This window comes from Rhizorhabdus sp. (assembly GCF_018006725.1).
GTDB lineage: Bacteria > Pseudomonadota > Alphaproteobacteria > Sphingomonadales > Sphingomonadaceae > Rhizorhabdus.
This window is the reverse complement of record NZ_JAGMXV010000090.1, coordinates 1-18,171: the sequence shown is the minus strand read 5'-3', so window position 1 is coordinate 18,171 and position 18,171 is coordinate 1. Positions and strand designations below refer to the sequence as shown.

17 protein-coding genes are annotated in these 18,171 nt (G+C 61.6%); 7 read left to right on the top strand and 10 right to left on the bottom strand.

The window, feature by feature from the left end; all coding sequences use genetic code 11:
• Positions 1–187: 187 nt before the first annotated feature.
• Positions 188–457, bottom strand: coding sequence for a hypothetical protein (locus tag KAY22_RS13730; protein WP_232307694.1), 270 nt, complete (start codon positions 455–457; stop codon positions 188–190).
• 260 nt (positions 458–717) lie between these two features.
• On the opposite strand from KAY22_RS13730, the gene KAY22_RS13725 reads away from it, so the two are divergent.
• Complete coding sequence (locus KAY22_RS13725) at positions 718–1,257, top strand: hypothetical protein (RefSeq protein WP_017182167.1); 540 nt, start codon at positions 718–720, stop codon at positions 1,255–1,257.
• On the opposite strand, the gene KAY22_RS13720 is transcribed toward KAY22_RS13725, so the two are convergent.
• The 7 genes from KAY22_RS13720 to KAY22_RS13690 form a co-directional block, all read right to left on the bottom strand.
• The gene (locus KAY22_RS13720; RefSeq protein ID WP_046765837.1) at positions 1,237–1,869 is read right to left on the bottom strand and encodes a DUF6088 family protein; all 633 of its coding nucleotides are present in this window, start codon (positions 1,867–1,869) and stop codon (positions 1,237–1,239) included. The two genes, KAY22_RS13725 and KAY22_RS13720, sit on opposite strands and share 21 nt — an antisense overlap.
• 138 nt (positions 1,870–2,007) lie before the next feature.
• Complete coding sequence (locus KAY22_RS13715; protein WP_046765836.1) at positions 2,008–3,114, bottom strand: relaxase/mobilization nuclease domain-containing protein; 1,107 nt, start codon at positions 3,112–3,114, stop codon at positions 2,008–2,010.
• On the bottom strand, positions 3,107–3,643 hold the full coding sequence (locus tag KAY22_RS13710) for a plasmid mobilization relaxosome protein MobC (protein ID WP_046765835.1): 537 nt from the start codon (positions 3,641–3,643) through the stop codon (positions 3,107–3,109). The genes KAY22_RS13715 and KAY22_RS13710 overlap by 8 nt, the downstream gene beginning before the upstream one ends.
• A gap of 259 nt (positions 3,644–3,902) precedes the next feature.
• Entirely contained in the window at positions 3,903–4,826 is a 924-nt protein-coding gene (locus KAY22_RS13705) for a ParB/RepB/Spo0J family partition protein (protein WP_046765834.1), read from the bottom strand.
• A complete protein-coding gene (locus tag KAY22_RS13700) occupies positions 4,826–5,590 on the bottom strand; it encodes a ParA family protein (RefSeq protein ID WP_140043502.1) in 765 nt (254 codons plus the stop codon). Before KAY22_RS13700 ends, KAY22_RS13705 begins: the two co-directional genes overlap by 1 nt.
• Before the next feature lie 13 nt (positions 5,591–5,603).
• Entirely contained in the window at positions 5,604–5,780 is a 177-nt protein-coding gene (locus KAY22_RS13695) for a hypothetical protein (RefSeq protein ID WP_017182162.1), read from the bottom strand.
• Positions 5,781–5,967: 187 nt separating this feature from the next.
• Positions 5,968–6,360 (bottom strand): DUF3768 domain-containing protein, encoded by a 393-nt coding sequence (locus KAY22_RS13690; RefSeq protein ID WP_167706868.1) that lies wholly within the window; start codon positions 6,358–6,360, stop codon positions 5,968–5,970.
• 505 nt (positions 6,361–6,865) lie between these two features.
• On the opposite strand from KAY22_RS13690, the gene KAY22_RS13685 reads away from it, so the two are divergent.
• From KAY22_RS13685 to KAY22_RS13665, 5 genes are all read left to right on the top strand, one after another.
• Positions 6,866–9,979, top strand: coding sequence for an SNF2-related protein (locus tag KAY22_RS13685; RefSeq protein ID WP_296624010.1), 3,114 nt, complete (start codon positions 6,866–6,868; stop codon positions 9,977–9,979).
• Positions 9,976–11,739 (top strand): hypothetical protein, encoded by a 1,764-nt coding sequence (locus KAY22_RS13680; RefSeq protein WP_296624009.1) that lies wholly within the window; start codon positions 9,976–9,978, stop codon positions 11,737–11,739. The genes KAY22_RS13685 and KAY22_RS13680 overlap by 4 nt, the downstream gene beginning before the upstream one ends.
• Before the next feature lie 109 nt (positions 11,740–11,848).
• Positions 11,849–13,408: a hypothetical protein gene (locus KAY22_RS13675; protein WP_296624008.1), complete on the top strand. Its 1,560-nt coding sequence runs from the start codon at positions 11,849–11,851 to the stop codon at positions 13,406–13,408.
• Positions 13,386–15,854 (top strand): hypothetical protein, encoded by a 2,469-nt coding sequence (locus KAY22_RS13670; protein ID WP_296624007.1) that lies wholly within the window; start codon positions 13,386–13,388, stop codon positions 15,852–15,854. The genes KAY22_RS13675 and KAY22_RS13670 overlap by 23 nt, the downstream gene beginning before the upstream one ends.
• 131 nt (positions 15,855–15,985) lie before the next feature.
• Entirely contained in the window at positions 15,986–16,531 is a 546-nt protein-coding gene (locus KAY22_RS13665; RefSeq protein ID WP_296624006.1) for a GIY-YIG nuclease family protein, read from the top strand.
• A 106-nt stretch (positions 16,532–16,637) separates the two neighbouring features.
• Here KAY22_RS13665 and KAY22_RS13660 read toward each other — a convergent pair whose 3' ends face one another.
• Together KAY22_RS13660 and KAY22_RS13655 are read right to left on the bottom strand one after the other, a co-directional pair.
• Positions 16,638–17,159 (bottom strand): hypothetical protein, encoded by a 522-nt coding sequence (locus KAY22_RS13660; RefSeq protein WP_296624005.1) that lies wholly within the window; start codon positions 17,157–17,159, stop codon positions 16,638–16,640.
• Between the two features lie 93 nt (positions 17,160–17,252).
• Positions 17,253–17,417 (bottom strand): hypothetical protein, encoded by a 165-nt coding sequence (locus KAY22_RS13655; RefSeq protein WP_007682673.1) that lies wholly within the window; start codon positions 17,415–17,417, stop codon positions 17,253–17,255.
• 305 nt (positions 17,418–17,722) lie between these two features.
• Here KAY22_RS13655 and KAY22_RS13650 point away from each other — a divergent pair, with 305 nt between their 5' ends.
• Entirely contained in the window at positions 17,723–18,157 is a 435-nt protein-coding gene (locus KAY22_RS13650; protein WP_025546704.1) for a hypothetical protein, read from the top strand.
• Positions 18,158–18,171: the final 14 nt, after the last annotated feature.

Below are 18,171 nucleotides of genomic sequence, written 5' to 3'. Positions count from 1 at the left end.
AGGGCGTCGTGGCGAACGAAGTGGACACGGTCGCTGATACTGTTGAAAGACCGCCGTGACTGCAAGCCTTTCCCCATCACACTGGACACAGTTTACATGGACAGTTGCGGTATCGCTATTAACATAAGATATATTATCAAACTTTTATCGTTTTATATCAATCATTTATCATCTGAAAGAGCAAGGGTCATTCCGGTGAATTGATATCCGCCCAATAGGTGATCTCCTCGAAAAGGTGCATGCCTTCCGGATCTTCCCATCCCTTACGCCCGTCATCCCATCGGCCGATTACGGGGCGATCTCCTTCCCAGAGCAGCATGAGGCGACCGTCTTTTCGGTCGTCGGGCATCGCGCCAATCGGGTCCCACGGGATGTATTTCGCTTTGATCACGCAAAATCTCCTCGCATTCCGGCGGCGCGCGAGTTCATTCACGCTGCGCTGCTCCAGCAACGGCATTGAAGATCGAATCGAAGATGTCTAGAAATAAAGTGCCCCGACGGTTTGCAAAGCAGGGACCGCCGGGGGATACCCAGTTCATATGGCGCAAGGGTGCCTAAAAATCAAGTGAAAAGGTTCCGGTGCCAACATTCGTTCATGCCTTGTCCGCTGACCGCTTCGACACTTATCTGAAGTGGGCCGGAGCCGATCAGACGCTCGCAGAGCGCCTGTACACCTATAATGTGCAGCTTTCCGCAGCCCTCTATGGCCCTCTACACATGCTCGAGGTCGTGCTGCGTAACATGGCGGACGCGCGGCTTGCGGCCCAACATGGCGCCGCCTGGATCGACGATCCTGCGATCCTTGTGACGAACTATCAGACGGGCGCAATCGCAAAAGCACGGCAGACGCTGCAGAAAGACGGGAAGGCAGCGACCCGTCCGCAGATCGTAGCGGAATTGAACTTCGGCTTCTGGGCGTCACTCTTCGGCCCCAAGTCACACCACCTCTGGCAAAGCCTGCGACCCATCTTTCAGGCCAAAGGCGTACAGCGCGGTGTGATCGCGCGGGACTTGCGCGACCTGCGTATATTGCGCAACCGCGTCGCCCACTATGAACCCATCATCGCGCTTCCGCTTGCGCAGCGCTATGCGAGTATCACGACCTTGACGGGCTGGCTGTCTCCAAGCGCCGCGACATGGATCGCCAAGTATTCGACATGGCCGACACTTTATCCGGCCGTACCCATCCTTGTGCCCGACCCTGCATCTGGAGATTTGCTAGTGGCGCCAGCGGCGCTACCCTTTCTCCCTGCATGACCTATCTCTCCGCGACGCCTGGATCTTGAGGACAATGTCGCCCATCCAGCCCGGCATGGCCGGGCGGCCCGCGACGAGCGCACGCGTACCGGCATCGTCGAGCCGCGCGGCGAAGTGCCCGATCGCGTCCGCGTCGATATTGCCCTTCCCCAGATGCGCGAGTGCCTGGACGATCGCATTCACAGACTCCGGCGCGTCGAGCACCGGCGCGCGGCTGTGCTTCAAAGTGACGCTGCGGCCGCCAGCCTCGGTGGTGCGGGTGCGACCGCTGGTAGCGTAGCTCGCCCGGGCGGGCACCTGCGTCGAGAGACCAAGGCTATTAGCCGCCGCCGCTCCCGATGGCGCGAGCGCATCGCCGCTCTGCGCGGAGAGCGCTTGGGCCACCTGCCCGGGATCCGGGCTCAGGGCACCAAGCTTGTCATGCCGGCGGGGATAGTCGTAGAGACCGCGGCCGATCCGGCGGATGTCACCGGCATGCGCGAGACGCGACAGCGCCATGTCGACCGAGCCGCGCGTGCCGAAGTCGACGAACTGCTTGGGCGTAAACACCCAGCCACGGCCCTTGCCGCGCACACGCTTCATAATCCGATCAGCCACCGCAGACATGTCCATGCTCCTGTCTGTTAGATAATAGCATGGTTTTTTCTAACAAACCATGACCACAGAAAGCGCCAGTTCCCTCGACTTTCCAAGACATTCTAGCACATGGTAGTGGGAGCATCCCTTCGCAAGATCAACCACCCATGCGAATCAACGCTCCCGCCCACGCTCCGGCACTGGCCGCTCGGGACCAGCTCCACCCTCCAGCTCGCGCGCCGGCTGTGTCGCTTGCCGCCCCTGCATCATCTCGCGGGCCAGGGCCAGACGTCGGGAGACCGCCGGCGGCATAGCCGCCAGGAAACCCGCAATTTCGTCGGAAAGCGCCTGGTCGTCGGCCTCGCCGGTACGTGCAAGCGCCACCGCCGCCTCCGCATAAGCACCGCGTATCTGCTTCTGGCGAACCAGCGCCATCACGTCTTGCGGCCGCCGTTCCTCATCGCGCGCGTGCGCAAAGGCCCGGGCGCGCAGCACGTTGAGTTCATCCATATTGAGCCGGCGCCCCTCCTGACCGATCCGAGCATCGAGATGCAGCGCTGCAGAGCGCACACGCTTTTGAACGTGACCGCGTGCGCGTCTGGGCGTCGCCTCAGCCGCGATGCCGCGCGCCCGTAGCTCATGCGCGAATGTCTCTCGCATATGATGGAGGTCGGCCTTGCGCGGATTGAACCGCGTGCCGTCCGCACCTTCGGTGGCCACCGTCAGATGGACGTGCGGATGATCGGTGTCGGTGTGAAGCGCCAGCATATAGGCGTGATTGTCTTCGAACAGGATCCGGGCGAACGCCTGGGCGGCATCCTGCAGCGTCTCGGGATCGGTCGAACCGCCGGGCATGGAAAGGACCAGCGACAGCGAGGTCGGCCGGTCGCGGCCATGCTCGTTCATCGCCTCGTCAAGCATGGCCCAGTCCTGCGCGATCTCCTTCAGCCGTTTGGGATCATCGATGATCTCGCCCTCGCTCGAGCGCACCGCAAGCTTCCCGTGCCGCGCAACATAGCCGAAATGCTCCGATAGATGATGCGCGCCATATTGCTTACCCGAGACCTTGACCATGACCTCCGGGGCCTTGCGCACGATCCGCTCGAGCTTGGCCCGAGCCTCGGCCTGGCTCAGCGGCGCGGCGCGCGCCTGCCTTCCCCGGCCCGATCCGCCTCGCCCGACGCGGACATAGGCTCCCCGCAGTGTCCGTTTACCGCCGGTGGGCGGCCGCCATGCCTCCATGAGGCTGGGCAGCGGCAAGATGCCCTCCTCCTCAAACATCGAGGCTATCCCAATAGGCAAGATCGCCCTTGAGCGCAGTGCCAAGACCGGCAAGCGCCGTCCGGATTTCCGTCCGAAAGCTTTCCACCCGCGCCGCCTCGCGCGCGACATCGAGCCCGGATTCGACCATCACCGATGCGTTGAGCGCCCGCGTCGCCTGATTGAGATTGATGCCGATCCGGTTGAGCTCGCGCCACGCCTGAGCCACTGCCGCCCGCTCTTCGAGCGGCAGCGGTGCCGCCGAATGCAGCCGGCGGCGCACCAGCCTTGTCACCCAGTCTGTGCGCTTCATACCCAAAGCATCGGCCTCGGCATCGAGCGCGGTAATTTCCGCATCGGTCAGCCGGATCTCAAACCGCCGTGTTGCTCGCTCCCGCCGGCGAAGAAGCCCCGACCTCTCGCCCTCCTCCGCGTCCACTGCATTCATGACAAGGCGCCGCAGCAAAGCCGAGCGCCCACCGGCGCTGTCCGCCACAGCATCGAAGCGCTGGGCGACTTCATCGTCGAGACGGAAGGTGAAGACGGGCATGCATCAAAGGCTATTGTCATACATCCCCGGCGTCACGCCTATCCGGCCCTCACCTTCACTCAACTCATCTGATAGTCTGCTTGAGCAGACTTCGACCATATTTGGGAAAATGCGCCTATCATTCACGCCTGATCCACGAAGGGCGGCGCCAACGGCGCCGCCCCAGCTCGGACCTACGCAAAAGGCCGCACCCCGAAAGGGGCGCGGCCGACATACACGCGAACAGGATATGCGAACGCGGAGGAAGAGGGTCAGAGCATCACAGCGTCGGGCGTCCCTCAGACGCGGTGCAAAGTCGTTCGGCCGCGATCTCTTGCCGGGAACCATCGCCGAAGATCACGACAACACGCGGGCCGAGGACAAGACGCGCGGGACGGCCATCGACTTCAACGGCAAGGCTGGCCTCTGGCGTTTGCTCCCCTGGTCGCGCGACTGGCTCAGTCCCTGCCCGCGGTTGGGGACGGGCGACGGTCACTGCCGCGGCCTGCATCGGCGCTGCCTCGATGCTGAGAACGTCCGCCTTACCCTTCAGCCCGGCAATGAAACGCGCGCCTTCCGCCAATGTCGCGCCGCTCTCATCCCAGGCGCCCACATAGGCCTCGACTTCCGCAGGATAATCCCTGGCTGTGCGATGCAGGTCATAGAGCAGCCGGATCGGCGCGCGCGGGAGCGCCTCCCTGAGATAGGCAGGCATGTCACCATAGGCTGCATAGAGCGAGACGAACTGCTTGGAGCGGCCCAGCGCAGCGGCAATTTCGACTTGGCTCATGCCGCCCTTGAGCATACGGGCAATCGCACGAGCGAGCTCGACCGAAGAAAGGTTCGCACGCTGATCGTTCTCAACGATCTGATCGGCGAGCAGATGGGTTCCCTCCCCCTCGGCCACGACGATCGCCGGGATCGTCACCCGGCCCGCGAGCTGGGAGGCACGAAAGCGTCGCTCGCCCAAACGGATGCGATGCAAGCCGGCGGCGTCGGCGGGCGCAACCGTGATCGGCTGCAAGACCCCGCGGGCCGCTATAGAGGCCGCAAGCTCGGCCAGGGCGTCATCGTCGAAACTGCGCCGGGGATTGCCGGGGTCGGGGATGACCCGATCCAGAGGGATTTCCTCGACCCGGCGCGCCGTTTCATGCGCGCCGACTAGCAGGCCAAACTCCTCGATGCGTTCGTCGAACTTACCCATCAGGTGGCGGCCGCTGGCGCTGAACCGAGCCGCCGTTCGATCTCGGCGAGGATCGGCCGAATTTCCCCGGCCGCCGCCTTGGCCCCGCCACCACCTTCCATCCAGACCGGCCGATGATTTTCCGCGGCATGCTTATAGGTCGGTCGCGCCTTGATGAAGGCAGGGAACATCAGCCGCTCGCCCACCGCGTGGGCGAGCTTGACGGCATTGTCTATTTCGCGCCGGTCGAACGGGTTGACCATCGATGGCAGCAATCCGAGGAAATCGATCTTGCGCCCTGCTCTCGCCGCCTCGGCCTTGCGCAGCGCGGTCAACAGCATCTTGGCGCACTCAACCGAATCTTCGGCGACCTGGACGGGCGCGATCACTGCGTCGGCGACCGCGAGAGCGCTCAAGGTAAGCTCGTCCCATTTGGGACCGGTATCGATCACGCAAAGATCGAAATGGGGCGCGAGCGCAGGAAAGCGGCCGAGAAAGTCGCGCACATCCTGTGCCGCCTTGATCATCTGCAAACGCTGGTCGGCAGCGAGCAAAGTGAGCCCGACCTGGCCATCGGCGGCAAGCGCCGCCGATGGATCGAAGAGATCGGCCGCGAAGCCACCCGGCCGCTCGCCGGCCAGACGGCGCGACGAACTACCTTGCGGGTCCAGGTCAACGAACACAACCCGGCGTCCCGCCGCTTCGGCCAGATACCAGGCGAGATGCGTGGCGAGGAAGGTCTTGCCTACCCCGCCCTTGAGAAGGCTCACAGCGATCGTCCTCATCGGGGCGGCCAGCTCAACAATAGTCTTCCGGACCGTCGCGCAGATTGCGCTCATAATGGTCACGCGATGACCAGTCGCCGCCACCGCCAATGCCGGGACCGACATAGCGGAACAGGTAGACGGTGAGCGCAAAACAGCCGAACGCAAAGAGGATCGCGTGATCGGGATGGGCGGCGAAATAGGCGGACATGGCGGTAACTCCTTAAATGGTCTGATCCCGCGTCGGCTCACAGCTTTGCATCGGCCGCACGGGGGCGATGCTCCGGTGCACCCCTCCCCTCCCCGAGCGCGCTTGGCGCTTGGAGATCCTTTGCGCGCAGTCTGCTCAAGCAGACTTTTCACGGCCATCCCCCCGGTCAGGGGGATGGCCGTGCCGATCAGTATTCTTCGGCGAGTAGGATCGTCAGAACCCGAGTGGTGACGTCGGGATTGGCTGGATCGGGTGAGCCCCAGGCAAGCTCGAGATCATAATAATCGATCTTCCAGTAGAGAATGGCGCTGTCATATTCGAAGCGACCAAAATCATGCTCGCCCAATGGATCGTTGTCGGAATTGAAGCTGTCATAGTTTCGCACCGTGCGCAGGATCTCAGCGCGTCTGCGAAATCCGCGGAAGAGGGACACATCCCCGACCAGCGCGGCAACACCCGCAGTCATGACGATCTGGTTTCGGCCAGGGCTGCAAATAGATCTCCGCAGGCTGTCATTCAGTGCGGCGATGCGGTCGATCCGCTCGGCTCGGTCTGCCGATTGTTGAGAAGGCTGCGGCATGGCTGTGACTCCGGTCTGGATCAGCCCCGCCCATCGGGGCCTTCCGACAGGCGCCCCAAAGGGCGGCGTCATAGCGGGGTCGTGCACCCGGAGGGTCGCAACGCAGTGGAGAAGCCCGCCTATGCGGGCTTGCTCGGCCCCGCGCGCCGACCAGGAAGCCGACAACGGAACAAGGAACCAGATGGCGTTGCTCCTCCCCGGGTATCGCACCCAGTTTGCAGACGCTGACCGTCGCCGAGCCGACTATCGACCGCGACAGAATTTGTCACCCATGCAAGCTATAATAGCCCCACCCAGGACGACGAAGGATCGACTCGATGAATTTCCTGCATGCCCGAACGGTCCGGGAAGTTACTTCCGCCCGTCGCAAGAGAGGGCGGCGCACATCTATCAATGCCAGCATCTACCAAAGTGAATGGCGCAGATTTTGAATGATTTAACATTCGCCTGACACTTGACGCTGTCGGCTTTCTATTGATCATCCTGTTAGGGGGGAAGTTTCACTATGTTCGAGGCAGGCGAACGGGTACGGCTGAAAAACGATCCGGCGGTTGTCGGTGTCGTAACCGACCGGCCGCCCGAAGAACGAGCAGGACGCACCTTCTTTCAGATTGAGCTTCCGACAGGCCGCCGAAGTCTGCCGGCAAACCAGCTCGAACATGTCCTGGCCGCCCCCGATGCGCTCGTGGATCTGCGAAACGGCAAACTCTCCGCCCCAACCGATTTGCGACGCGCTCTGACCCATCTGCGCATGACGGGCCGCCTTGCCGACATGATCTACAGCATGGGCGCGACGAACACCGAGTTTCACGCTTACCAGTTCAAGCCGGTCCTCAAGCTCCTGAACGCGCCCTCTCGTGGCTTGCTCATCGCCGATGAAGTCGGTCTCGGTAAAACCATCGAAGCAGGGCTCATTTGGACAGAGCTGGTGGCGCGGAATCACGATTGCCGTCGACTGCTGGTGGTCTGCCCCAAGCCGCTCGTCGAAAAATGGCGGGCTGAGCTACGCAACAAATTCAATGTCGACGCGCGTATCTGCGGAGCCGCCGAGTTGCTCGACACGCTGCGTGACGACCAGGAGCGTCGCGAGGGTTTTCAGGTTATCGCATCGCTGTCCGCCATCCGTCCGCCGCGCGGGTGGGACGATCCTGACGAGCCCGCCTCGGGTGCGCGCGCAGACCTCGCGCGGTTACTCAATGATTCGGCTCAGGATTTGTTCGATCTCGCGATCTTCGATGAGGCCCATCATCTGCGCAATGCCGAGACGATGAACCATAAGCTGGCAAAGCTTGTGACCGATGTGAGTGATTATTCGCTGTTTCTTTCGGCCACCCCGATCAATCTGCGCGCCAACGACCTGCGCGCGCTTTTGAAGCTCATCGATCCGGACACGTTCGAACGGGAATATCTCTTCGATATCCTCCAGGAAGAAAATGTCCCGCTAGTGCGGGCTTGGGAAGCGGCACGCGATACGCGCGTGCCAATGCACGAATTGGCGGAGCTTGTCGGGGATCTGCCCGAGGGGCGGGTTCTCAAGACCGGCGAACGGCTGAAACGCCTGCGCGAAGAGCTCGAAAAAGGCATCGTCGATACCCCGGCAAACCGCGTGAAATTGGCAGCGCGGATCGAAGAGATGTCGCTGCTGGGATCCACGATCAATCGCACGCGACGGCGCGATGTTGCGGAATTCAAGGTCGAGCGCCGCCCCCAGACGGTAAAATGGCCGATGAATGAGGCGGAAGACGCCTTCTATCAGCGGGCGACACAGCGCATCGAGGCATATGCCTTTGCCAACGACATCAACGAGCGGTTCCTGCTCGCCCAAACCCAGCGACTCCTCGCCTCGAGCCTGGCCACTGCCTATCGCCATTGGGGCGAAAGAAGCGGTTTCCTCACGCTCGACGAGGAGGACGATGCATCACCCCCTGGAGCGTTGCCAGGCCCGCTGATTAGCGCGCTTGGCGAAATCTGCGATGATCCCGCCGTTCTAGCGGAACTGGAAGCCGCCGATACCAAGCTTGTAAAGCTGCTCGATTGGCTGCGCCAGTTGCGCGAGCGGGATCCCGATCAAAAGTTCATTGTCTTCTCGAGCTTTCGCCGCACGATCAGCTATCTCGCTGCGAAGCTCCAGGCTGCCGGCTTTGCGATCATGGAACTCCATGGCGGCGTCAAAGCTGACCGCCAGGAAATCGTCTCGCGTTTTGCCGACGCTCCCGCAGGCACGATCCTGCTGACGTCCGAGGTCGGCGGTGAAGGCCTCGATCTTCAATTCTGCCGCATTCTGATCAATTGGGACCTGCCCTGGAATCCCATGAAGGTGGAGCAGCGGATCGGTCGTATCGACCGTATCGGGCAGCGATCGCCATCAATCGACATCATCAATCTGATCGCCGCTGAAACGATCGAAGAGCAGGTCTATGACCGGCTCTATCTGAGGCTGGGGATCATCCAGGAGACGCTGGGCGACTTCGAACCCATCCTGGGTGAGATCATCCGCGACATCGAATTCATCCTGACCAACCCCGAGCTTTCTCCAGAGGCACGGGCACGTGAATTCGATCGCTCTATCCAGGCTGCAGAGCAGAGGAAAATGCAGGCAGAGGAGCTTGAGCGGGAAGCCCCTGGACTGGTGGCGCATGGCGACAGCATTCTTCAGAAGGTCAAGGAAGCCTATGCGCCGCACAAGCGGCTGACCGAAAGCGACCTGCGCGATTATATCGCCGGCATTCTGGTCAATACGTTCGAGGGCACGCGCTTCGAACCGATCAACGGCATCGACATCGAAGCATATGACGTTCGCCTGTCGCCAAGAGCGCAGGCCGAATTTGGGCACTTTCGGAATCTGAAAGCCCGGCGCTACCCGACCCGCTTTTCTCGAGACGCCGCCAGCGGCGTGAAAGCCGTGTTCGGCAGCAACCCAGACCCGCTGCGCCATCGCAATCTGGAAGCCATTCCGATGACCCATCCGCTGGCGCGCTTTTGCGCCCAGCTCCTCGACGGTCGGCAGGTCGGTGTCGCGCCCCGGCCCGTAACCGCATATCGCGTGCCTCATCAGCCGCATTGGCCTCTGCCCGTAGGCCGATATGTCGTGGCAGTCGAGCGTTGGTCGATCGATGGCCTTTTGCCTGTCGATCGCCTAGCATTCGCTGGCGTCGACTTCGCCACCGGCACAAGCTTGGAAGAAGATGCCGTCGAGCAAGTGCTGATGGAATCGCTGGCCAGCGCCCCTCAGCTCCGACATCTCGAACCGGCCGATCTACCCCATGTCGCGGATGTGATGGCATCGCACCTTTTGCCGGCACTCAAGGAACGCCGAACCGACTTCGAAGGGGCGGAAGCCGCCCGGCACTATGACGACGTCGCCACCCAACGCGCGCTCATCACGCAGCACAAGGAACGAGAGAAAAGCAGGGCCGAAACCCAGATCCGCGAATTGCGCGCCTCGGGCAGCGCCAAGAAAATGAACATCACATATGCCATACAGGGCAAGCTGAATGCCTTTCTCGCCCGGATGGATCTCAAGCTGGAGCAGATAAACCGTAAGGAAAATGACCTGAGCTTTGACGAGCCAATGCTCGTCGGTATCGCAGTGGTCGAGGTCGCGAAGGCCGGCGCATGAGCAAGAAAGGCAAGAGCTTCGCAAGCCTGGCTGATGCCGCTTCCGCCCTGATGGACCTGCGCACGAGCTTGGCCGGAACAAATGCCCCGTCCCGAAGCCCTGACCGAAAGCCCCCGGCAGCGGACGGCGATTTTGCCGATATCGAGCAACAAATGCTCGCGAAGAAGGCGGTAGGGCAAGGCGAATCGACGGCGTGTCCTCCTCTTTCAACTTTTCCGGCGCGGAACGGGGCAGGCCAGCGAGCCTCCAAACCGGGGGCCAAAGCGCAGAAAGCAAAAAACAAGAAGGCCCAGCCACAACCCAAGTCCAAAGGCCCGAAGAAAATCATCCTCAAAGGCCCAGGGATGAAGGCCGCCTATCAGGCCATCCTGGAAGCCGAGCGGGCCGCCGCCGCTGTGAAGCAGCCTGCTCCAGTCGTAGCGGAGCCGGCCATTCCGAGGGAGACAATATTCCGCAAGGTCATTGCGGCAGTGAGCAACACCACGCCAATGATCGAGCCACGTCCGGTTTCGATCACGCCCCAGAACCAGGCGATGATCAACCGCGCAATCGTTGATGGCGCGGCGCAGCTCGCGAAAAAGCTCCAGCCTGACCTCGACGACGGTTTCATCGTCGGCTTCGATTTCGGAACGAGTTCGGTCAAGCTCGCCGTGAGCCAACCCTATCATGCGGATAACCCGACCAAGGCCATGCCCGCGCCTGAAGGCCTACAGTCCTTCGGGCATCCTTATCTTTGGCAGACTGCCTTGTGGCTTGACCCCAAAACTGGCCGTTTTTCGCTTTACCCCCTGCCTGGTGCGGTAACGCTCGAGGGCTTCAAAACCGGTATCATCGGAGCCCATGGGGGCGAGCTGGTGAGGCCCGACGTCAGCATCACCCGGGTCGAAGCGGCTGCCGCCTTTCTCGCGCTTCATTTCGCGCATTTCTTCGGATGGTACAGGCAGGCCAAGCCGCTCGGTCCGGCGGGTGCGGATCAGTTCATGGCCGTGAATGTCGGTATCCCCGTTGCCGCGCATGATGATGCGAGATCTTTCTCGATCTTCAAACGGATCGTTGCCGCAGCTGTCGAGCTCGCCCCTTTTGCTTCGCGATTGACCCCAGATCTGGTGCGGCAGACACATTCTCGATCGCCGGACCGATTGCCGACAGGCTTTTACCTCGTGCCGGAATTGACCGCGGCAGTCGCGGGCTATGCGTTCGCGCCGACCTCCCAACCAGGCTCCCACATGCTTGTCGATGTTGGAGCATCGACTCTCGATATCGTCGCTTTCAATCTCGTGGGCCGCGAGCGTGTCGCGGTGTTCTCAGCCGCCGTCGAACTTCTCGGCGCCGCTGCGCTAGACAGCGCGCTTAGTCGCCAGCTGAGCGCAGGAGATTTCAAGCGCGCATGCGACCATGAATTCGAGGAGGTCTTTGGCCGGGCGCGCTCGCCTGAACGCGCTCAGGACGGCTTTCACGCCGCCTACCGCAGAAAGCCGGTCCAACTGCTCGTGACCGGTGGCGGCTGCAAAACAGAAGTCCATGACCGGTTCATCGCTGAAATGCCGACGGAAAAGGTGCTGGGCGCAGCCCCGACGATCCACCCGCTCCCGCCGAAGGCCATGACCGACATGTCATGTGATCGATCACGGCTGCTGCTCGCCTATGGCCTGACCCGCGATCTACCGGATCTTCCTGAGATCAAGCTGCCATCACAAGTGCCCTCCATCACGCCGCTGGTGCGGATGGAAACCAGCTTCATCGGTCCGGAAATGACATGATGCTCGCGCACATTCTTTGCCGAGCCGCCGCCTAGAACCACGCCAATATGATTGTGGAAGTATCGAAGTGGCATCCTCCAGCGTCAATATAGTGGAAAATGGGAACGAAGTGAGCGTAGCACTCGAATTATCTGAACAGGACGGCGATCCCTATTGGACGGAGACCGGCAGCTGGACGATGGGCCTCGACCCTCTTGGCCTCCAGGCGACGAGCATCAGGATTTACCAATCTCTGGTTCCGAACATAACGAACATCACCAATCGCCTCAGATATTATGCCTATTTCCCATGGTTGATTGAACTCTACGAAAAGAAGCACCACTCGGATGATCCAGCCCGCTTTGCCCGCTTCATGAGACGGGGCGAGGCGCTTTACGCGCTCGCGACGGTCGTCAATGATATGGACGGCAGCGATGGATTGGGCGGAGCAAATTGGGCCAACCAGCAGCGCGACGTGGCACGCAGCAATGGCATCGACTTCAGGCCGTTCACCGACGACCGAACATCCGAGAAAACCTATCTGCAAGCGGCGCGGGGGAACTATGGGGCGGCTTATGCGCCCACTTTGACCGAAATGGGCTGGCTCACCGCATCCTCCGTGCCGGTCACCCAGGGTCAGGGCCAGCTGGTTTCTTCCGCTTTTGCAGGTTCGATCGGTCCGATCGCAGATGAGATCGAGACCGTCCTGCTTTCTGGAACAGCGACATCGCAGCAGCTCCAAAACATTGGTACGGCCATCCACCCTGCACACATTCCCCACGGTTCGCCCGAACAGGCCGCGTTGCGCGAATTTCTGCTCGGGCAAAGAGACCAATCCAAGGCGAGTTTAGCGCGCCGGGCGTCTATCTGGCTCGTGCTCGACCTCTATCGCAACGGCATCGAGCCTGGCGACATCGACGGATTGCGCCAAGCGCTTTACACGCGCGCGCTTCCAAACGGGCAACCGTATCAGCCCCCGGGTAAGACCGTCGACCGATGGCGCGCCTATCAAGCCAATGAATATGGACATATTGCCCTGGAGTGCGCCCTCAATGGCCTGGTAGGCCTGCAACACGAGAGCTACACCAACGGCATCGAACCACGACAACTCGTCGCCAAACTGGTCGATGAGGCGATCCCGCAGAACACATCAACCTGGTCGGATTGGGCGAAGGCTCTGGTCGGGCTCGCCGACAACGACGAGGCGCTTCACGCCGAAGTCGTCCTTGAAAATCTGAGGTCGGGCTTGCAGCCGACACCAGAGACACTACTCGATGCATTCAAGCTGCTTGGCATCCTCTGGGCGAAATGGGCCGAGAACGACGGAAATGTCCGACCTATCATCGCCGCCGCAGCCGGGCGTGACGGTCGGTCGCTGGACGGCATTTTGCGCACGCTCGATACGGCACGACAGGAGCCTGTTCAGCAAGCGATCGCCGCTGTTCTGTTCAGGCATATTATCATCGATCATCAGATCATCGCCGGCCGCAAGCTTTCGGCGGCGGGCACCTTCACCTATCATTTCCTGGTTGAAGACGGACTGCTGAGCGAAGGGCGGTTGGGGGAGTATGGCTACACCACGCCCCGGCTCTTCAATCTGACCCGGGTGCTGCGCGATGCGGGATATCTGCATGCCAGCGGCGTGACAGCGGACGGGGAGGCGTTCCTTGAACAGAATCAGCCTCTTTAAGGATCTGGCGCGGACCGGATTCCATACATCGATCACAACGACCTACTCGGTAGACGCAGCATTCTATGATGGATCGCTCCATCATCGGCTGCGCAGCTATGGCTGCGACAACAACATCCTCATGGCCGATGCCAACATGCTGCAGCGCGCGATCGCGCAGACACCGGAATCCTTTGCGCGAGCGGGCTCAGCCTATGCCCTGCTGCCGATTTCCGTGCCCGGCGCCTTCCATCCGAAGGTCAGCATCCGCTTGGGCAGCGATGCCGGTTGCGTGATCATCGGTTCAGCCAATGCGACGGCAGCGGGTTGGGGACGCAATCGGGAGATCGTCGGTCAAATCGAATGGTGGCGCAAGCGCGACGATGAGGATGCGAACGCCAGTCGCCAGCTGATCCGCAAGGCCTTCGACTATGTCGCGCCCTGGTTGAAGGAGGCTGGGCTTGAAGCGATGAAGCGCAAGCTTGATCTGATCGAACGCGATGCGGCCTGGCTGTTTGAGATAGACGCCAATGACGCGCCGCTCGCGCTAAGCGATGGCTCGCTTGTCGATTTGCTGTGCGAAGCTGGAAAGGGTGAGGCAGGCATCCTCACGCGCCTGGCTGGGCTTGTCGGCACCGTGCCCGTAACCCGGCTCATCATCATGTCCCCTTACTGGGATGCAAATCTCGACGGGTTGCTCGGCCTGATCGATGCCATGCGCCCCCAGGAAATCATTATCGCGCTCAGCGCCCACCGGCCCGAATTCCCACTCGATGGGTTGCCGCTCATACCCGATGCCCGGTTCGCAAGTATCTTCGATGGTAATGACCGCGCGCGCTTCATCCATGCCAAGGCTTTGCTCATCCAGACCGAGCACTGGGATCATCTCGTTTATGGTAGCGCGAATTGCTCAGATGATGCCCTTGGGCTCGCCGACAAAGCGGCCCGCAACGCGGAGTGTTCGATCTATCGCCGGCTCAAGGCGGGCACCGGCCTAGGCGCTCTGGGTCTGGATATTTCGGTGCCGATTGATCGTAAGGATCTATATCCGCAAACCAAGCAACTGACCGATACCAAGTCCGACGCGGGGATCCCTCCTGGAACGTTGGAAGCCGCCGGCAACACCATCCGATGGACACCCTCGAACCGCATTACGGAGCCGGAGGGTGCCACCCTCGTCATAGCAGAGGGTGAATTTCCGTTCCATCCGACCCGCAGCCGTGGCCGGTCAGTCGAGCTACCCAGCAAGCCCCGCCCTCCTCTGATCGCGCGGGTGCGATTGGCCGATGGAACGCTGACCAGCGCCGTCATCGTCAACGATGAGGTCAGCTTGACCCATGCCGCGCCTGGCATGGGCGACAAGCGCCTGCGCTCAGCCTTTGCGAAGGTCGAACTGGAGGATGGCGACTTTCTTGAACTGGCAAATCTGGCCGCCATCATATTTTCCGAGACGCCGCAGGGCCGACGAAAAGCGGTGACACCTGCCACATTGGCGGGACGGGCAAGAACGAAGAGCAGCAGCGGCGATGCCGAGCACGAGGTCTATGATTATGATAGCCCGGAAGCTTTCCGAACGGCCATGGCCGCAAGTGTCCCGGCGACGGGCGACAGCGGGCGGCTCAATTTCGATGACCCGGACGCGGTCAATCTTCTCAGGATCATCTTGCGTGGGATCAACCAGCCCCAGCAAAAAGAGGGTGATGATGCCGACGACGATACGCTCTACACCGACGAGATGCCGCAAAGCGAGGATGATCCCGACCCGGATCATGGCAACCGTTTAGAGGATCCATCGGGTAGCGAAGACGGCAATCCGCCTGCGCGAGAGCCACGGGTTTACCGCCGCGATGAAGCCGAGAGGCAAAGCCTCGACATTTTGAAGGCCCTGGATAGCTTCGAGGCCTATATTGCCCGCCTAGCCAGCGAAGAGACGCCTCCGCCACGCAAACTCACGGCCGAAGTCTGTTTCATCCTTCGGTTGATGGTCGAGGCCTGCCGCCGTCCCCTCCAGATCAAGGATGGCGATCAGCGCGACGAGCTCTTCGCGCTCGACCTCGTTCCCAAGCAGCACGATCGTGAACGTGCCTTCGTCGTTCGCGCCGGGCGCATCCTTCAACGGCTGTGGCTGGGCAGCCGATCGGAAGCAGCGCTGCTATCCCGTATCTCTATCGGGCAGCATCAAACCGAGCTGCCCTATGACTGTTTCGCTCTGATCGTATTGAGCCGTTGGGCCCTTGCCCGCTCGGTGATGGCGGCCGACGGCAGCAAGCAAACGCAGCTTGCGGCATTCGTGACCCGCAGCACGGTCGCCATCTGGAAGACCACCCAAAGCTGGCCCTCGCTTGACGCCACCGCCGAACAGGATTTCGTCCGCAAGCTGGACGGTGCGCTTGGCATTGATCCAGAAGAAACCGAGCGTCTGCTGGGTCATTACAGCCAGCTCAGCCAGCAGATCCAAACAGGCTGAAGACGTGTCGTCACCTACGGGTGGTGATCGCGGAGGCCAAGGTGAACACCCGTCCGGACTGACCGTTCCAGATCACGACGGCATTTGGGACACTTGAAGCGCGCCGCCTCATCTGATTTCAGCGACAGACTATGTACGATCCAACATCGATCCTCACCCAATTGCTGGAGACGGCGCCCGCCCGCCTTGAGACGGTTCCGCAGGGCCAGGGCATATACGTGCTCTATGATCATGAGGGCCATGCGCGCTACATCGGCATTACCGCCAAATGCCTGACCGACAGGATTTTAAAGCGCCATGTGGGCGGTGATAACAACAGCCACAAATTTTCGACCGTCTACAATGCTGGCCGGATGTTTCACGCTCGCAAGGCAGCGGCCTCCTGCCCGAGGGATGGCAAAATCGCCAAGGAATTGCGCCGTCTCTTCGTCAGGGAACATTGCCGTGCGGTAGCGATTGCGCTTCCTGGCCTTTCTCGGGCGGAGCTGCTTTCGCTTGAAGCCAATGTCCTGGCAGCGGCGCCTGCAGATGCGAAGCGTTGGAATGATGCCCGCGTGCTCAGCGCCGCTGAGCCTATAGATCAGCTCAATGCCTTTCTGGCGACGATTGAATGGCCGCCTGAAAAGCACTTGGCCGTCAATCGGCAGGCAGAGCGTTGGCAATCTCTTGCGCGTTAGGCGGGAACCGCGCGGCAGGGATCGTCACCCGAATGGGCTGAGACTTGGAAATCCAAGGCTCAGGGCCAAGCCTAGAGCCCGATCCGGCATCGCCGGAGCCGCCCGTTCAGCTCTTCACGATTCTCCGGAAATTGCCGAGAACAGAGCACAGCTTCTGGCTTTTGCGCTTCAGATCGGCGTGCCTTTCTTCGGCTTCGGCTTGCTCGAAAAGCAGCATCAGACGTTCAGCCTGCTGCCCGCGGATCGAGACATGGCGCAAGATCACGATCCATTTTCCGGTTCGCTCGAGCGCGATCTTGGCCTGACCATGGGCAAGAAACGACCGTAGGCCCTCGAGTGTGCGGAGATCCGAAAGGGCCTTGGCGGCCGCCTTGCCTTCTTGAGCGAAAGCGCCTTCTGCCTCGATAAGTTTGCTGAGGTTATCGAACCGCTGACCGATCAAATGCCGCAGCCGTACTGTCTCCCCTCGACCCGGAATGGCCTTGAGAAGGAGCAGCGTTTCGGTGACGGCCGCTTCAGCCGCCGAGAAATGCTGCAAACACGCGCCTCGCCACGCGTTCACATCTTGGATCGCCTGGTTCCACAAGGGATCATCGTTGGCAATTTCGATTGGCGCACCTTCATCCATGCCAAACGCCTAGCGCTGCCGCCTTTATTTTCGTTGAATCAATGACACGCCCTCCATGGCAAAGCCGGGAGCCGTAGGCTCCCGGAGGAGCCATCAGGCGAATGGATCATATTCGGCCACCAGGGCAACGCTGCCGTCCGCATCCTCTGCGGTGATGACCCCATATTGCTGCCCGATCGCGATGACGAAGGTGACCACCATGAGGCTGCGCGAGAGACTGAAGGCGTGACGACGAGCGGTTGCAATGTCGGTGAACATGTCGGGGTTCCTTTGCGCGCCGGCGGGTCCGTCCCGCTCGACTGGCGCCCGATGTGTCCGGCCGGCGGCCGCGATCACTTTTTTGGCGCAGCCCAAAAAGCCGTAGCGCAGCGACCGGACCCCTTGCGGGTTGATCGCAATAGGCCGCCGGTCGGACCAAGGATCGCGCCTGATTGAGAGCGGGTGGACCCGCCGGCCATGACCCCATGATCCCGCCGACTTTTGCCCAGGCGGTCACCCCGCCCCGCCGGTCCGACGATGGCATACCCATGACAAGCACGCGCCGCTGGGCTAGCGTCGCCGCGATGCTGTTCGCACTCCTGCTTGCCGCCACCGTCATTCCCGATGGCCAGGTCTTCACCTGCACACCGACGCGCGTCTGGGATGGAGACGGGCCGATCTGGTGCCGCGAAGGTGTGCATGTCCGTCTCGCCGGAATTGCGGCCCGCGAGATGGACGGCAGTTGCCGGCCAGGTCAGCCCTGCCCCGAGGCGAGCGCCCTCGCCGCCCGTGACGCTCTTGTTAATCTGCTCGGCGGCGCTCAGGGGCGGACCAGCACGGGCCACATTCTGGTCGATGGTCCCACCATGCGCTGCCTTTCAACCGGCAACGCACGCGGCAACAGGACCGGTGCCTGGTGCGCCGCGCCCTCTATCGGCGACCTGAGCTGCGCCATGATCCGCACCGGCACCGTGCTGCGCTGGGATCGCTATGCCCAAGGGCGATGCCGATCCCGCTGATCCGCTTGCCTCCT

Bases quoted from the DNA above. Each gene is read 5' to 3' on its own strand.
- KAY22_RS13730 (WP_232307694.1), bottom strand. From the start codon at position 457: ATGCCGTTGCTGGAGCAGCGCAGCGTGAATGAACTCGCGCGCCGCCGG.
- KAY22_RS13725 (WP_017182167.1), top strand. From the start codon at position 718: ATGCTCGAGGTCGTGCTGCGTAACATGGCGGACGCGCGGCTTGCGGCC.
- KAY22_RS13720 (WP_046765837.1), bottom strand. From the start codon at position 1,869: ATGGACATGTCTGCGGTGGCTGATCGGATTATGAAGCGTGTGCGCGGC.
- KAY22_RS13715 (WP_046765836.1), bottom strand. From the start codon at position 3,114: ATGTTTGAGGAGGAGGGCATCTTGCCGCTGCCCAGCCTCATGGAGGCA.
- KAY22_RS13710 (WP_046765835.1), bottom strand. From the start codon at position 3,643: ATGCCCGTCTTCACCTTCCGTCTCGACGATGAAGTCGCCCAGCGCTTC.
- KAY22_RS13705 (WP_046765834.1), bottom strand. From the start codon at position 4,826: ATGGGTAAGTTCGACGAACGCATCGAGGAGTTTGGCCTGCTAGTCGGC.
- KAY22_RS13700 (WP_140043502.1), bottom strand. From the start codon at position 5,590: ATGAGGACGATCGCTGTGAGCCTTCTCAAGGGCGGGGTAGGCAAGACC.
- KAY22_RS13695 (WP_017182162.1), bottom strand. From the start codon at position 5,780: ATGTCCGCCTATTTCGCCGCCCATCCCGATCACGCGATCCTCTTTGCG.
- KAY22_RS13690 (WP_167706868.1), bottom strand. From the start codon at position 6,360: ATGCCGCAGCCTTCTCAACAATCGGCAGACCGAGCCGAGCGGATCGAC.
- KAY22_RS13685 (WP_296624010.1), top strand. From the start codon at position 6,866: ATGTTCGAGGCAGGCGAACGGGTACGGCTGAAAAACGATCCGGCGGTT.
- KAY22_RS13680 (WP_296624009.1), top strand. From the start codon at position 9,976: ATGAGCAAGAAAGGCAAGAGCTTCGCAAGCCTGGCTGATGCCGCTTCC.
- KAY22_RS13665 (WP_296624006.1), top strand. From the start codon at position 15,986: ATGTACGATCCAACATCGATCCTCACCCAATTGCTGGAGACGGCGCCC.
- KAY22_RS13660 (WP_296624005.1), bottom strand. From the start codon at position 17,159: ATGGATGAAGGTGCGCCAATCGAAATTGCCAACGATGATCCCTTGTGG.
- KAY22_RS13655 (WP_007682673.1), bottom strand. From the start codon at position 17,417: ATGTTCACCGACATTGCAACCGCTCGTCGTCACGCCTTCAGTCTCTCG.
- KAY22_RS13650 (WP_025546704.1), top strand. From the start codon at position 17,723: ATGCTGTTCGCACTCCTGCTTGCCGCCACCGTCATTCCCGATGGCCAG.